At 59.2% G+C, this 14,062-nt stretch carries 11 protein-coding genes; 10 read left to right on the forward strand and 1 reads right to left on the reverse strand.

The features are described from left to right. The first annotated feature begins 58 nt into the window (after positions 1 to 58). From bioF to KGB03_RS05470, 9 genes are all read left to right on the forward strand, one after another. Positions 59 to 1,237 carry an 8-amino-7-oxononanoate synthase gene (bioF, locus tag KGB03_RS05430; protein WP_223526532.1) on the forward strand — a complete coding sequence of 393 codons (1,179 nt, stop codon included), beginning with the start codon at positions 59 to 61 and terminating at the stop codon, positions 1,235 to 1,237. Further along, entirely contained in the window at positions 1,230 to 1,961 is a 732-nt protein-coding gene (locus KGB03_RS05435; protein WP_223526533.1) for an alpha/beta fold hydrolase, read from the forward strand. Before bioF ends, KGB03_RS05435 begins: the two co-directional genes overlap by 8 nt. Then, complete coding sequence (bioC, locus tag KGB03_RS05440; RefSeq protein ID WP_192409261.1) at positions 1,954 to 2,766, forward strand: malonyl-ACP O-methyltransferase BioC; 813 nt, start codon at positions 1,954 to 1,956, stop codon at positions 2,764 to 2,766. The genes KGB03_RS05435 and bioC overlap by 8 nt, the downstream gene beginning before the upstream one ends. After that, positions 2,763 to 3,443: a dethiobiotin synthase gene (gene bioD, locus KGB03_RS05445; protein ID WP_218538431.1), complete on the forward strand. Its 681-nt coding sequence runs from the start codon at positions 2,763 to 2,765 to the stop codon at positions 3,441 to 3,443. Before bioC ends, bioD begins: the two co-directional genes overlap by 4 nt. Before the next feature lie 120 nt (positions 3,444 to 3,563). Then, a complete protein-coding gene (locus KGB03_RS05450) occupies positions 3,564 to 3,860 on the forward strand; it encodes a hypothetical protein (RefSeq protein WP_046045346.1) in 297 nt (98 codons plus the stop codon). A 277-nt stretch (positions 3,861 to 4,137) separates the two neighbouring features. Next, on the forward strand, positions 4,138 to 5,943 hold the full coding sequence (locus KGB03_RS05455; protein WP_111448570.1) for a phenylacyl-CoA dehydrogenase: 1,806 nt from the start codon (positions 4,138 to 4,140) through the stop codon (positions 5,941 to 5,943). A 198-nt stretch (positions 5,944 to 6,141) separates the two neighbouring features. Beyond that, positions 6,142 to 7,431, forward strand: coding sequence for a GGDEF domain-containing protein (locus KGB03_RS05460; RefSeq protein ID WP_111448571.1), 1,290 nt, complete (start codon positions 6,142 to 6,144; stop codon positions 7,429 to 7,431). 90 nt (positions 7,432 to 7,521) lie between these two features. After that, positions 7,522 to 9,318, forward strand: a complete 1,797-nt coding sequence (locus KGB03_RS05465) for an acyl-CoA dehydrogenase C-terminal domain-containing protein (RefSeq protein ID WP_223526534.1) — start codon at positions 7,522 to 7,524, stop codon at positions 9,316 to 9,318. A gap of 187 nt (positions 9,319 to 9,505) precedes the next feature. Next, positions 9,506 to 11,284, forward strand: a complete 1,779-nt coding sequence (locus tag KGB03_RS05470; RefSeq protein ID WP_223526535.1) for an acyl-CoA dehydrogenase C-terminal domain-containing protein — start codon at positions 9,506 to 9,508, stop codon at positions 11,282 to 11,284. Positions 11,285 to 11,511: 227 nt separating this feature from the next. On the opposite strand, the gene KGB03_RS05475 is transcribed toward KGB03_RS05470, so the two are convergent. Beyond that, positions 11,512 to 12,441 (reverse strand): LysR family transcriptional regulator, encoded by a 930-nt coding sequence (locus KGB03_RS05475; protein ID WP_111448574.1) that lies wholly within the window; start codon positions 12,439 to 12,441, stop codon positions 11,512 to 11,514. Positions 12,442 to 12,610: 169 nt separating this feature from the next. On the opposite strand from KGB03_RS05475, the gene KGB03_RS05480 reads away from it, so the two are divergent. Further along, on the forward strand, positions 12,611 to 13,894 hold the full coding sequence (locus tag KGB03_RS05480) for an aspartate aminotransferase family protein (RefSeq protein WP_223526536.1): 1,284 nt from the start codon (positions 12,611 to 12,613) through the stop codon (positions 13,892 to 13,894). Positions 13,895 to 14,062: the final 168 nt, after the last annotated feature.

Consider the following 14,062-nt stretch of genomic DNA (forward strand, 5'->3'; position numbering starts at 1 on the left):
CTCCCACATTGGATTGTGCCCAACCTTGGATTATGTAATCTGACTGCCCGAGGTCTGCATGTCTTTCGATCTCAGCGCGCGCCTTGCTGCCCGTCGTGCCGAAAATCTCTACCGCCAACGCCCATTGCTCGAAAGCCCCCAAGGCCCGGAAGTGGTGGTCGATGGTCAGCCGTTGCTGGCGTTCTGTAACAACGATTACCTGGGCCTGGCCAATCACCCGCAAGTGATCGAAGCCTGGCGCGCCGGTGCGGCCCGTTGGGGCGTGGGCGGTGGTGCTTCGCATCTGGTGATCGGCCACAGCGGCCCACATCACGCACTGGAAGAAGCCCTGGCCGAGTTCACCGGTCGTCCGCGCGCGCTGTTGTTCACCACCGGTTACATGGCCAACCTCGGCGCGGTCACCGCGCTGGTCGGGCAGGGCGATACGGTGCTGGAAGACCGGCTCAATCACGCGTCCCTGCTGGATGCGGGTCTGTTGTCCGGGGCGCGCTTCAATCGCTATCTGCACAACGACGCGGCGAGTCTGGCCAAGCGGCTTGAGAAGGCGACCGGCAATACCCTGGTGGTCACCGACGGCGTGTTCAGCATGGACGGCGACATTGCCGACCTGCCGGCGTTGGCGCGGGAAGCCAGGGCCAAAGGTGCCTGGTTGATGGTCGATGACGCTCACGGCTTTGGTCCGCTGGGTGCCAATGGCGGCGGGATCGTCGAGCATTTTGGCCTGAGTCAGGAAGACGTGCCGGTGCTTGTCGGCACCCTCGGCAAGGCGTTCGGTACCGCCGGGGCTTTTGTGGCTGGCAGCGAAGAGCTGATCGAGAGCCTGATCCAGTTCGCCCGTCCCTACATTTACACCACCAGCCAGCCGCCGGCGCTGGCCTGCGCGACGCTGAAAAGCCTTGAGTTGCTGCGTACCGAGCACTGGCGACGTGAACATCTGAAAACGTTGATCCGCCAGTTCCGCCACGGTGCCGAACAGATCGGCTTGGAGTTGATGGACAGCTTCACGCCGATCCAGCCGATCATGATCGGCGATGCCGGGCGTGCGGTTCGACTGTCGCAGATGTTGCGTGAACGCGGTCTGATGGTCACTGCGATCCGTCCTCCGACCGTGCCCGCCGGCAGCGCCCGACTGCGAGTGACCCTGACCGCCGCCCACAGCGAGGCGCAGGTACAGCTATTGTTAAATGGACTGGCCGATTGTTTTCAAAAACTGGGACCGGAGCCAAGCCATGCGTGATCGCCTGATTCTGCTGCCCGGCTGGGGGCTCGGCATTTCTCCCCTGGAGCCCTTGGCGGCAGCGTTGCAGGGACTGGATGAACGCTTGCGGGTCGAGATCGAACCGTTGCCGGAACTGGAATCGAGCGATCTTGAGGCGTGGCTCGATGAGCTGGATTCGACGGTGCCTCAGGACGCCTGGCTCGGCGGCTGGTCGCTGGGCGGCATGCTCGCTTCAGAGTTGGCAGCCCGGCGCGGCGATCGCTGCTGCGGCTTGCTGACCCTGGCGAGCAATCCTTCTTTTGTCGCCCATGAGCAATGGCCAAGCGCGATGCCTGCCGAAACCTTCGATGCGTTTCTGGCCGGTTGCAAGGCGGATCCGCGCATGACGTTGAAACGTTTTTCGCTGCTCTGCGCTCAGGGGGCTGAAGACCCGCGCGGGTTGTCTCGGCTGTTGCTCGGTGGCGCGCCACACACTTCGGCAGAGGTGCTGATGAGCGGCCTGGAGTTGCTCGCACAACTGGATACCCGCCAGGCTTTGCAGGCGTTCCGCGGCCCGCAACTGCACTTGTTCGCCGGCCTCGACGGACTGGTTCCAGCCGAAGCGGCGAGTGATCTGCTGACATTGCTGCCGGATGTTGAAATCGGTCTGATCGAGCAGGCCAGTCACGCGTTTCTTCTGGAGGACCCTCACGGTGTGGCGGGGGCGATTCAGGTCTTTTTGCATGAGTGCGGTGATGACTGATTTATCCCTTCCCAACCTGCCCGGCGGTTTGCCCGACAAACGCCAGGTGGCGGCCTCTTTTTCCCGTGCGGCGGCAAGCTACGACAGCGTGGCCGAATTTCAGCGCGATGTTGGCAGTGAATTGTCGAGTCGTTTGCCTGAGGACTTTGTGCCGGGTGTCTGGCTGGACCTGGGCTGCGGCACCGGGCATTTCAGCCGTGCATTGGGCGAGCGATTTCCTGCCAGTCACGGACTGGCATTGGACATCGCCGAAGGCATGCTCAATCACGCCCGGCCGTTAGGTGGTGCAACGCATTTCATCGCAGGCGATGCCGAGCGGTTACCGTTGCAGGATTCGACCTGCGATCTGATCTTCTCCAGCCTGGCGGTGCAGTGGTGCGCGGATTTCGCTTCGGTGCTCAGTGAAGCCAATCGGGTGCTGAAACCAGGCGGAATTTTCGCGTTTGCTAGTCTATGCGTAGGCACTCTGTTCGAGCTGCGTGACAGCTGGCGACAGGTGGATGGCATGGTGCACGTCAACCGCTTTCGCGAGTTCGGGGTTTATCAACAGCTTTGCGCGGACAGTGGGTTGAGCGTCGCGAGTCTGGAAACCCGACCGCACGTGTTGCATTACCCGGATGTGCGCAGCCTGACCCATGAACTGAAGGCGCTGGGTGCCCACAACCTGAACCCCGGTCGGCCGGGTGGTTTGACCGGCAGGGCGCGGATCCTCGGTTTGATCGAGGCTTATGAGCGGTTTCGTCAGGCCAAAGGATTGCCGGCGACTTATCAAGTGGTCTACGCCGTGTTGGAGAAACCCTTATGAGCGCCGCCTATTTCATCACCGGTACTGACACTGATGTCGGCAAGACCACCATTGCCGCGGCTTTGCTGTATGCCGCGCGGTCGGCCGGTTTGAGCACGGCGGCGGGCAAACCGGTCGCCTCTGGATGCGATGTGACACCCAAGGGCTTGCGCAATGCCGATGCGTTGGCGTTGCTGGCGGAGTGCTCAGTGCCTTTGACTTATGCACAGGTCAACCCTATGGCGTTCGAGCCGCCGATCGCGCCGCACTTGGCCGCGCGGGAGGCCGGCGTGGCATTGACGGTGCAATCACTGTTGACGCCCATGCGGGAAATTCTCGATATGCAGGCGGACTTCACCTTGATCGAAGGTGCTGGAGGCTGGCGAGTGCCTTTGGCGGATCAGGACAATCTGTCGGACCTGGCGATGGCGCTGGGCCTGCCGGTGATTTTGGTGGTGGGCGTGCGCCTGGGTTGCATCAACCATGCGCTACTGACGGCCGAGGCGATTGCTCAGGACGGTTTGCAGTTGGCAGGGTGGGTGGCCAATATCATCGATCCGAAGACTTCGCGTCTGGAAGAAAACCTCGCAACACTCGCTGAGCGGATCCCGGCACCGTGCCTTGGGCGTGTGCCGAAACTCAAGTCGGTGACGGCTGAAGCAGTGGCGGAGCATCTGCAACTGGATCTACTGGACTGAGTTTTCTGGCAGGGGTTTTAACTATGACAAGGCACTGTGCTATTAGTGTTTTTGTCGGGCCTTTTGTCAGTGGGTCTGGTTCAATGGCCGCTGTTGATCCTTTGTAGGACGAGTTCTCCCATGGAAATCTCAGGAAACACCGCTTTTTATGCCGGTCTGAGCACTATTCAGACAGGGCAGAACCGTGTCGATCAGGCCTCTGGCCAGATTGCCAACACGACGATTGAGCGTTCGGTGACCAGCCAGTCTTCCGAGGCTCAGGTTGATCGTCTGCGCTCGGTGGATCGCAGTCAGCAGTCGGACCTGGCCAGTAACATGGTCGAGATGTCCCAAGGCAAATTTCAGGTTGAACTGGGTGTCAAAGTTGCCAAGGCATCCGATGAAATGCTCGGTACGCTGATTGATACCTACGCTTGAATCCTCGCTGAACCCGCACCCTCAACGCCGCGAATATTCGCGGCGTTTTTCTGCGTAAATCCTTCTCCCTCAACTAATCTTTCCTCCACTGCGTATTGCTCAGGCGACGGTGTTGCGTGGCTGTGGGTCTGGTATTTACCCCGGGTAATGACGAACGGCAAAAGATCGACGCTTGACAAGATTTAGGCGTAAACGTATGTTTCAAACAACTGTTTGACCGTCACAACAAATCAACGCGGTCGTTCATTCCCGGTTACATCAGCAGAGGTTTATCGCTATGCCTGACTACAAGGCCCCCTTGCGTGATATTCGCTTCGTTCGTGACGAACTGCTCGGCTACGAAGCGCACTATCAGAGCCTTCCGGCTTGCCAGGACGCTACTCCAGACATGGTTGACGCCATTCTCGAAGAAGGCGCCAAGTTTTGTGAGCAGGTGCTGGCTCCGCTGAACCGCGTGGGTGACACCGAAGGCTGCACCTGGAGCGAGTCCGGCGTTAAAACCCCGACCGGTTTCAAAGAAGCTTACAAACAATTCGTCGAAGGCGGCTGGCCAAGCCTGGCCCACGACGTAGAGCACGGCGGCCAAGGCCTGCCGGAATCTCTGGGTCTGGCCGTCAGCGAAATGGTTGGCGAAGCCAACTGGTCGTGGGGCATGTACCCAGGCCTGTCCCATGGCGCGATGAACACCATTTCCGAGCACGGCACGCCTGAGCAGCAAGAGGCTTACCTGACCAAGCTGGTTTCCGGCGAATGGACCGGCACCATGTGCCTGACCGAACCGCATTGCGGCACCGACCTGGGCATGCTGCGCACCAAGGCTGAACCTCAGGCCGACGGTTCTTACAAAGTCTCCGGCACAAAGATCTTCATCTCGGCCGGTGAGCACGACATGGCCGACAACATTGTCCACATCGTGCTGGCACGTCTGCCGGATGCGCCAGCTGGCACCAAAGGCATTTCGCTGTTCATCGTTCCCAAGTTCATGCCGAATGAAGACGGTTCGGTCGGCGCACGCAACGCAGTGACCTGTGGTTCCCTGGAACACAAGATGGGCATCCACGGTAACGCCACCTGCGTGATGAACTTCGACGCGGCCACCGGTTACCTGATCGGCCCGGCGAACAAAGGCCTGAACTGCATGTTCACCTTCATGAACACCGCACGTCTGGGCACCGCGCTGCAAGGTCTGGCTCACGCCGAGATCGGCTTCCAGGGCGGTCTGAAATACGCTCGTGATCGTCTGCAAATGCGCTCCCTGACTGGCCCGAAAGCGCCGGAAAAAGCCGCTGATCCGATCATCGTTCACCCTGACGTACGTCGTATGCTGTTGACCATGAAAGCCTTCGCCGAAGGCAACCGTGCGATGGTTTACTTCACTGCCAAGCAAGTCGACATCGTCAAGTACGGCGTGGACGAAGAAGAGAAGAAGAAGGCTGACGCACTGCTGGCGTTTATGACGCCAATTGCCAAAGCCTTCATGACTGAAGTCGGCTTCGAATCCGCCAACCACGGTGTGCAAATCTACGGCGGCCACGGCTTCATCGCCGAGTGGGGCATGGAGCAGAACGTTCGCGACAGCCGCATTTCGATGCTGTACGAAGGCACCACCGGTATCCAGGCACTCGACTTGCTGGGCCGTAAAGTGCTGATGACTCAAGGCGAGGCTCTGAAGAGCTTCACCAAGATCGTCCACAAGTTCTGCCAGACCAACGAAGGAAACGAAGCGGTCAAAGAGTTCGTCGAGCCATTGGCTGCACTGAACAAAGAGTGGGGCGAGCTGACCATGAAGGTCGGTATGGCGGCCATGAAGGATCGCGAGGAAGTCGGCGCGGCGTCGGTGGATTACCTGATGTACTCCGGTTACGCCTGCCTGGCTTACTTCTGGGCAGACATGGCGCGTCTGGCTGCCGAAAAACTGGCTGCCGGCACCACCGAAACGGCGTTCTACACCGCCAAGCTGCAGACTGCGCGCTTCTACTTCCAGCGCATCCTGCCGCGTACCCGCACTCACGTTGTTACCATGCTGTCGGGCGCCAACAACCTGATGGACATGAAAGAAGAAGACTTCGCGCTGGGTTACTAAGCCCCACGCTGTCGCTTTATAAAGCCGCTGCTTCCTCGGGAGCAGCGGCTTTTTTGTGCGCGATATCTACGCGTAAATATTCCTGACTAAAACGCTAAGAAGAATGCCTTTGCTGCCGTTAAAGAGGGTGGCGATGTGACATGTCGCCCGAAGAGAAGGCACAATGCCATCTTAGTTTGCCGGGTCGGAGCTTTACCCTTGCCGCGTTCTTCCGCTGTACGTTTCAGCCATTTCCTGCCGTCATTACTGCTTTTGCTCGCGGGGCTGGCGGCTGCGTACGTGAAGGATCTGAACGTCTTTTTCACCTCGCTGTTCAACGTACTGCCAACCTTGGTGTTGTTGCTCGGCGGTGCTTACTGCGCGGTTTACCGACGTCAGCGTGAGCTGTTTCTGATGGTCACGGTGTACATCGCCTACTTCCTGCTCGACACCCAGACCGATTATTACCGCGACAACGGCAAGGTTCGTGAAGACGCCGCTGTGGTCTTCCATCTGTGCTGCCTGTTGCTGCCGCTGCTATTTGGTGTGTTCGCCGCCTGGCAGGAGCGCACCCACCTGTTCCAGGACATGGTGGCGCGATTCGCCGTGTTGCTGGCTTTTGGTAGCGTGGCGTTGGGACTGGAACAAAGTTACCCACAGGCGCTGTTGATGTGGCTGTCGGAGATCCGCTGGCCAGCGTTGCATGGCGCCTGGATGAGTCTGATCCAGTTGTCTTATCCCGTGTTCATCGCCTCGTTTGTATTGCTGGCCTGGCAATACTGGCGCAACCCGAGACCCTTGCATGCTGCCCAATTGGTGGGCCTGCTCGGGTTGTTCTGGATGTTGCCGAAAACCTTCATCCTGCCGTTTACCCTGAACATCATGTGCAGTCAGGTGATGTTGATGATTGCCGCAGCGGTCGCTCACGAGGCCTACCAAATGGCCTTCCGCGACGAACTCACCGGCCTGCCGGGCCGCCGCGCCTTGAACGAGCGGATGCAGCGGTTGGGGCGCAATTACGTGTTGGCGATGAGCGATGTCGATCACTTCAAGAAATTCAATGACACCCACGGTCACGATGTCGGCGATCAGGTGCTGCGACTAGTCGCCAGCAAACTGTCGAAAATCGGCGGAGGCGGTAGGGCGTATCGCTACGGCGGTGAGGAATTCGCCCTGGTGTTCGCAGGCAAGACCCTCGAAGAGTGCATGCCGCACCTGGAAGTCATCCGCGAGTCCATCGCCACCTACAACATTCAGCTGCGCAATCAGGACAGCCGCCCTCAGGACGACCAGCAAGGTCGTCAACGTCGCGCAGGCTCGGGCGCCTCAAGTGTGTCGGTTACCGTCAGCATCGGCGTGGCCGAACGACTGGAGCAACGCACCCCTGAGAAAGTGCTCAAGTCCGCTGACGAGGCGCTCTACAGTGCCAAGGGCGCGGGGCGAAACTGTGTGGTGGCGTTCGGTCAGAGCCGTCGTGGTGCGGTGCGCATGGACGCTGCTACTGATTGAGTGATGATGGCGCATTCAGCGTCTGGACTGTGATTGTGAGGTCGGGTGTGCGGCAGTAGGTTTGGGGAATCTGCTGCCGGAGAAATGACCATGCCTGAGTACAAAGCTCCCCTGCGCGACATGCGCTTTCTGATCGACCACGTCTTCGATTTTCACAGCAACTACGCCGCGCTGGGTGCCACCGATGCCAGCCCGGACATGGTCAATGCGATCCTCGAAGAAGGCGCGAAATTCTGTGAGAACGTTCTCGCACCGCTGAACCGTAGCGGCGACGAAGAAGGCTGCCATTTCGACAATGGCGTGGTGACTACGCCTACAGGCTTCAAGCAGGCATTCGCACAATACGTTGAAGGTGGCTGGCACGGTCTGGCGGCTGATCCGGTTTACGGTGGCCAGGGTTTGCCGAGTTCGCTGGGGCTGGTCATTAGCGAAATGGTCGGCTCCAGCAACACCTCCTGGGGCATGTACCCCGGCCTGACTCACGGCGCGATGTCAGCAATCCACGCCCATGGCACTGAAGAACAGAAACAGACTTACCTGACCAAGCTCACCGCCGGCCAATGGACCGGCACCATGTGCCTGACCGAAGCCCATTGCGGCACAGACCTGGGCATCATCAAAACCCGCGCCGTGCCTGCGGCCGACGGCAGCTATGCGATTTCCGGCAGCAAGATCTTCATCTCCGCCGGCGAGCACGACATGAGTGAAAACATCATTCACCTGGTGCTGGCGAAACTGCCGGACGCCCCGGCCGGGACCAAGGGCATTTCGCTGTTCATCGTTCCTAAATTCCTACCCAATGACGAGGGTGAAGCGGGGGAGCGCAACGGCGTTTCCTGCGGCTCGATCGAACACAAAATGGGCATCAAGGCCTCGGCTACCTGCGTGCTGAACTTCGATGACGCCAAGGGCTTCTTGATCGGTGAGCCGAACAAGGGCCTGAATTGCATGTTCACCATGATGAACCATGCTCGGCTGGGCACCGGCATGCAGGGTTTATGTCTCGGGGAGGCGAGCTTTCAAGGCGCGATCAAGTACGCCAATGATCGTCTGCAAATGCGCGCGCTGACCGGCCCGAAAGCGCCGGAAAAAGCCGCCGATCCGATCATCGTTCATCCTGATGTGCGCAGGATGTTACTGACCATGAAGGCCTTCAACGAAGGCAATCGGGCGCTGACTTATTTCACCGCGCAGTTGCTGGACGTGGCGCATCTGAGCCCGGATCAAACGGCGCGTCAGGATGCCGAAGACCTGCTGGCGTTCCTCACGCCGATCTGCAAAGCCTTCATGACCGATACCGGGCTGGAAGTGACCAACCACGGCATGCAGGTGTTCGGCGGTCACGGTTTCATCCGCGAGTGGGGCATGGAGCAGTTGGTACGCGACTGCCGGATTGCACCGATCTACGAAGGCACCAACGGCATTCAGGCGCTGGACTTGCTTGGCAGAAAAGTCCTCGGCAGCCAGGGGAAACTGCTGCGCGGGTTCACCAGAATCGTCCACAAGTTCTGTGCGGCAAACGCCGGACACCCGCAACTCGCCAGCTACGTGGCGCAGCTCAACGACCTGAATCAGCAGTGGGGTGAGGTGACCACCAAGGTCGGCATGGCGGCGATGAAAAATCCGGATGAAGTCGGCGCGGCATCGGTGGATTACCTGATGTACAGCGGTTACATCATCCTCGGCTATCTATGGCTGCGCATGGCGTTGGTCGCTCAGGCGCAGCTCGATTCGGGCAGCGGCGATGCCGATTACTGCCAGGCAAAACTGGCGACCAGCGAGTTTTACTTCAAGCGATTGTTGCCACGCACGGCGGCTCATCGTGCGGCCATCGAGGCGGGCAGCGATTGTCTGATGAACCTGCCTGCGGAGTTATTCGCACTATAGTGTTTCAAACCGACGTAAAAGAGCCCGCCTGGTTGCGGGCTTCTTTAATGGTTTGCTTTCCTGTGACTAAAAATAACAATACAGTCATGAGCTGACCCTATGTGTCGTAAAAGTTGTTGGGTTACACTCAAACCCAACGAAAGTACCACTCCTACGAATCACCTGTTTAGATCTTGCGAGGTTTGCCATGGCTGACTACAAAGCGCCCCTGCGCGATATGCGCTTCGTCCTCAATGAAGTTTTCGAGGTCGCCAAACTCTGGGCCGAGCTGCCTGCGCTGGCCGAGACTGTCGATGCTGAAACGGTCGAAGCCATTCTTGAAGAAGCCGGCAAGGTCACCAGCAAAAGCATCGCGCCCCTGAGCCGTGCGGCTGACGAAGAAGGTTGCCATTGGGCGGACGGTGCCGTCACCACGCCGGCAGGTTTCCAGCAGGCTTATCGGACTTATGCTGAAGGCGGTTGGGTCGGTGTCGGCGGCGATCCGACCTACGGGGGCATGGGTATGCCCAAGGCCGTTTCGGCGCAAGTCGAAGAGATGGTCAACTCCGCCAGCCTGTCGTTCGGCCTGTACCCGATGCTGACCGCGGGCGCCTGCCTGTCGATCAACGCCCACGCCAGCGAAGCGCTGAAAGCCGCGTACCTGCCGAACATGTACGCCGGCGTCTGGGCTGGCTCCATGTGCCTGACCGAGCCACACGCCGGCACGGACCTGGGGATCATTCGCACCAAGGCCGAGCCTCAGGCCGACGGGTCCTACAAAGTCAGCGGCACCAAGATCTTCATCACTGGCGGTGAGCACGACCTGACCGAGAACATCATTCACCTGGTGCTGGCCAAGCTACCGGACGCACCGGCGGGGCCGAAGGGTATTTCGCTGTTCCTGGTGCCGAAGTTCATGGTCAATGCCGATGGCACCCTGGGCGCGCGGAACCCGGCGACCTGCGGTTCAATCGAACACAAGATGGGCATCCAGGCCTCCGCGACCTGCGTGATGAACTTCGACGAGGCCGTGGGTTATCTGGTCGGCGAGCCAAACAAAGGCCTGGCCGCGATGTTCACCATGATGAACTACGAACGTCTGGGCGTCGGTATCCAGGGCCTGGCCTCTGGCGAGCGCTCTTACCAGAACGCCGTCGAGTACGCCCGCGACCGCCTGCAAAGCCGTTCGCCGACCGGTGCGCAGAACAAGGACAAGGTCGCTGACCCGATCATCGTCCACCCAGACGTGCGTCGCATGTTGCTGACCATGAAAGCCTCGAACGAAGGCGGTCGCGCCTTTTCGACTTACGTGGCCATGCAACTGGACACCGCCAAGTTCAGCGAAGACGCCACCACCCGCAAACGCGCGGAAGATTTGGTGGCCTTGCTGACTCCGGTGGCCAAGGCGTTCCTGACCGACCTGGGTCTGGAAACCACCATTCACGGCCAGCAGGTTTTCGGCGGCCACGGTTACATCCGTGAGTGGGGCCAGGAGCAACTGGTGCGTGACGTGCGCATCACCCAGATCTACGAAGGCACCAACGGCATTCAGGCGTTGGACCTGGTAGGCCGCAAGATCGTCGGCACCGGTGGGGCGTTCTACAATCTGTTTGCCGACGAGATCCGTCATTTCACTGCGACCGCCAGCGCTGATCTGGTGGAGTTCACCAAACCGCTGAACGATGCGGTGACTACCCTCGACGAACTGACCGCCTGGTTGCTGGATCGGGCGAAAAACAACCCGAACGAAATCGGTGCTGCTTCGGTCGAGTATCTGCAAGCATTCGGTTACACGGCGTATGCGTACATGTGGGCACTGATGGCCAAGGCCGCTTTTGGCAAAGAAGCGCAGGACGATTTCTACGCGAGCAAGTTGGGCACGGCGCGGTTCTATTTCGCACGCCTGCTGCCGCGTATTCACTCGTTGAGCGCGTCGGTGAAGGCCGGCAGCGAGTCGTTGTTCCTGCTGGACGCAGGACAGTTCTGACAATGTAACATCATGTAAGCATTCTCTTACATGACGTGCTGCTCTTCTCCCATAGATGAAGATTGGATCCACAGCTAATCTACTTCACATGGACGTCGCGCAGGAAGCGCAAAGCAACAACACGGACACGTAGGATTCTGCCAGGACGGCGGAGTGAAATGGATGTCAGGGAAACAGTCTGCAAAGCCCCGCTTCGGCGGGGTTTTCTTTTGCCTGCAAAAAAGTGCTTAGCTCATCTCATCCAGTGTTGCCGGGCTGATCAAACGCCCATCCGCGCCATTCATCACTTCTTCCAACAGCGTACGCAACAAGGTCAGCGAGGCCTGTTGTCGCTGCACATCCCGACACACCAATCCGACTTTCAGCGGCACCCTCGGCTCGCTCAGTGGTTTCCACAACAGTTCCTTATTGCCGTGTGCCTGTTGTGAGCGTCCGGGCAGTACCGTCGCCAGTCGCGTGTGCGGCAAACTGTCGAGAATCCCCGCCATGTTGTTCAGTTCTGCCTGTACCTGCGGGCGTCGTCCCAGATTGGCCAGTTGCGCTTGCCAGATCTGCCGCACTTGAAACTCTTCGCCCAGCAGCAACATCGGCAATTCGGCAGCCTGACTCATCGAGACTTTCTTGAATTCGCGCAACGGGTGATCCGCCGGGATGACCAGGGTCAGCTCGTCTTCGTACAGCATCACGCCGTGCAACCCCGGCTGACGAGGTGGCAGATAGCCGATGCCGATGTCCAGCGAGCCATTGAGCAAGCGCCGCTCGATTTCCAGCCCCGTCAGTTCATAGATTTGCACCACCAAATGCGGCTGCGCCTTGCGCACGCGTTCGAGCATCTGTGGCACCAGGCTGCTATGAACAGTCTGCAATACGCCGATAGCCAGAGTGCGCAAAGCCTGACCCTTGAAGTTGCCCAAGGCTTCCCGTGCCCGTTGCAATCCATCCAGCAAGGGCAGCGCATGGTTGTACAACGTATGTGCCGCCAGGGTGGGCAGCAGGCGTTTGCTGCTGCGTTCGAACAAGCTCACATCGAGGTTTTGTTCGAGGTGGCGGATCTGCTGGGACAGTGCTGGTTGGGAGATTGAAAGCCGCTCGGCAGCCCGGCCCACATGACCTTCTTCGTAGACCGCGACGAAATAACGCAGTTGTTTGAAATCCATAAGGTGTGCTTATCGAAAATGCTGGGAAAACGAAATGGCTCAAGGCCTCGCGTGAGCCTAGTCTAACCGCATTCACAAGGCTTACAGGGCCACAGAGCGCGATGAATACCGTTTGCTTCAATGGTGTTTACATAGGTAAGGCAAAAAACCTCGCACGAGGTTTGATCAGATGAACTTGTTCAGCTTGCGGCGCAATCTTCCGAGTCTTGATGACTTGGCCGTGGACGCCTTCTTGCCGTCCCAAGGCGACAATCTTTCCAGCGAGTGCCTGATGCCCAGTGTCGAGCGACCGAAACAGATATTCGTGCGCGGCCAGGGCTCATGGTTGTGGGACAGCGATGACCGCGCGTATCTGGATTTCTCACAGGGTGGCGGGGCCAATAGCCTCGGACACAGTCCTTCGGTTCTGGTCAACGCCATCGCGGCGCAGGCTCAGTCGCTGATCAACCCCGGCTTCGGCCTGCATAACCGCGGCATGCTCAATCTTGCTGAGCGACTGTGTTCCAGCACCGGCAGTGATCAGGCCTACCTGCTCAACAGTGGCAGCGAAGCCTGTGAAGCAGCGATCAAATTGGCGCGTAAATGGGGCCAGCGACATCGCGGCGGGGCTTCGCGGATCATCGTTGCTAATAACGGCTGTCATGGTCGTAGTCTGGGGACGCTGTCGGCGTCGGACAGTTCGAATCTGACTAACCGATTCGAGCCGCTGCTTCCGGGCTTCAGTCACGTGCCGTTCAATGATCTTGCGGCCTTGCATGCGGCCGTCGACGCCCAGACCGTGGCGATCATGCTCGAACCGATCCAGAGCGAAGCCGGGGTGATACCGGCCACCGAGCATTACCTCAAAGGCGTCGAGCGCCTGTGCCGTGAGCTTGGGATTCTGCTGATCTTCGACGAAGTGCAAACCGGTATCGGTCGTTGCGGCACTTTACTCGCCGAACAATCCTACGGCGTGCGGGCAGATATCGTCGTTCTCGGCAAAGGGCTGGGTGGCGGCGTGCCATTGGCGGCGTTGTTGGCGCGGGGCAAAGCCTGCTGTTTCGACGTCGGCGAAGTGACAGGTACTCATCATGGCAATGCACTGATGATGGCGGCCGGTCTTGCCGTCCTCGACAGCGTTCAGGACAAGGGGTTTCTCGATCATGTCGGGGAAATCGGTCAGCACCTGAGCGAAGGTCTGCAGCGTTTATCCCATCGCTATGGTCATGGCGAGTTGCGCGGGCAAGGACTGTTCAGGGGTCTTACCTTGTCCGACGAATCGGCTGACGCCGTCGTCAAGGCGGCGTTGAACGAAGGCCTGCTGCTCAACGCTCCGCAGCCCGATTGCCTGCGCTTTACCCCGGCCCTGACCGTCAGCAAAGCCAACATCGACGAAATGCTCCTGCGCCTGGCCCGTGCCTTCTCCCGCGTGCGCACTGCGCAACTGCAGTGCCGCAAAGGGATTGCCGTCTGATCAGACCCGCCCTACACGAATTCCCGAACCGTCTCGCGGTATAACGCATCGCCCCATGCCTGATTATTTTGGCGTGGGGCGTTTTTTTGTCTCTGCGTTTTGCCAAATGCCATTCAGTGCTTGAGCGGTAGTGGGATCAATGGCTTTTTAGAGCGTATCGGCAAGGAG

This window comes from Pseudomonas sp. BF-B-26 (assembly GCF_019956495.1).
In the GTDB taxonomy this organism is placed as follows: Bacteria; Pseudomonadota; Gammaproteobacteria; order Pseudomonadales; family Pseudomonadaceae; genus Aquipseudomonas.

Excerpts from the sequence above, each read along its gene's own strand:
- bioF (WP_223526532.1), top strand. The coding sequence starts at position 59 with ATGTCTTTCGATCTCAGCGCGCGCCTTGCTGCCCGTCGTGCCGAAAAT.
- KGB03_RS05435 (WP_223526533.1), top strand. The coding sequence starts at position 1,230 with ATGCGTGATCGCCTGATTCTGCTGCCCGGCTGGGGGCTCGGCATTTCT.
- bioC (WP_192409261.1), top strand. The coding sequence starts at position 1,954 with ATGACTGATTTATCCCTTCCCAACCTGCCCGGCGGTTTGCCCGACAAA.
- bioD (WP_218538431.1), top strand. The coding sequence starts at position 2,763 with ATGAGCGCCGCCTATTTCATCACCGGTACTGACACTGATGTCGGCAAG.
- KGB03_RS05450 (WP_046045346.1), top strand. The coding sequence starts at position 3,564 with ATGGAAATCTCAGGAAACACCGCTTTTTATGCCGGTCTGAGCACTATT.
- KGB03_RS05455 (WP_111448570.1), top strand. The coding sequence starts at position 4,138 with ATGCCTGACTACAAGGCCCCCTTGCGTGATATTCGCTTCGTTCGTGAC.
- KGB03_RS05465 (WP_223526534.1), top strand. The coding sequence starts at position 7,522 with ATGCCTGAGTACAAAGCTCCCCTGCGCGACATGCGCTTTCTGATCGAC.
- KGB03_RS05470 (WP_223526535.1), top strand. The coding sequence starts at position 9,506 with ATGGCTGACTACAAAGCGCCCCTGCGCGATATGCGCTTCGTCCTCAAT.
- KGB03_RS05475 (WP_111448574.1), bottom strand. The coding sequence starts at position 12,441 with ATGGATTTCAAACAACTGCGTTATTTCGTCGCGGTCTACGAAGAAGGT.
- KGB03_RS05480 (WP_223526536.1), top strand. The coding sequence starts at position 12,611 with ATGAACTTGTTCAGCTTGCGGCGCAATCTTCCGAGTCTTGATGACTTG.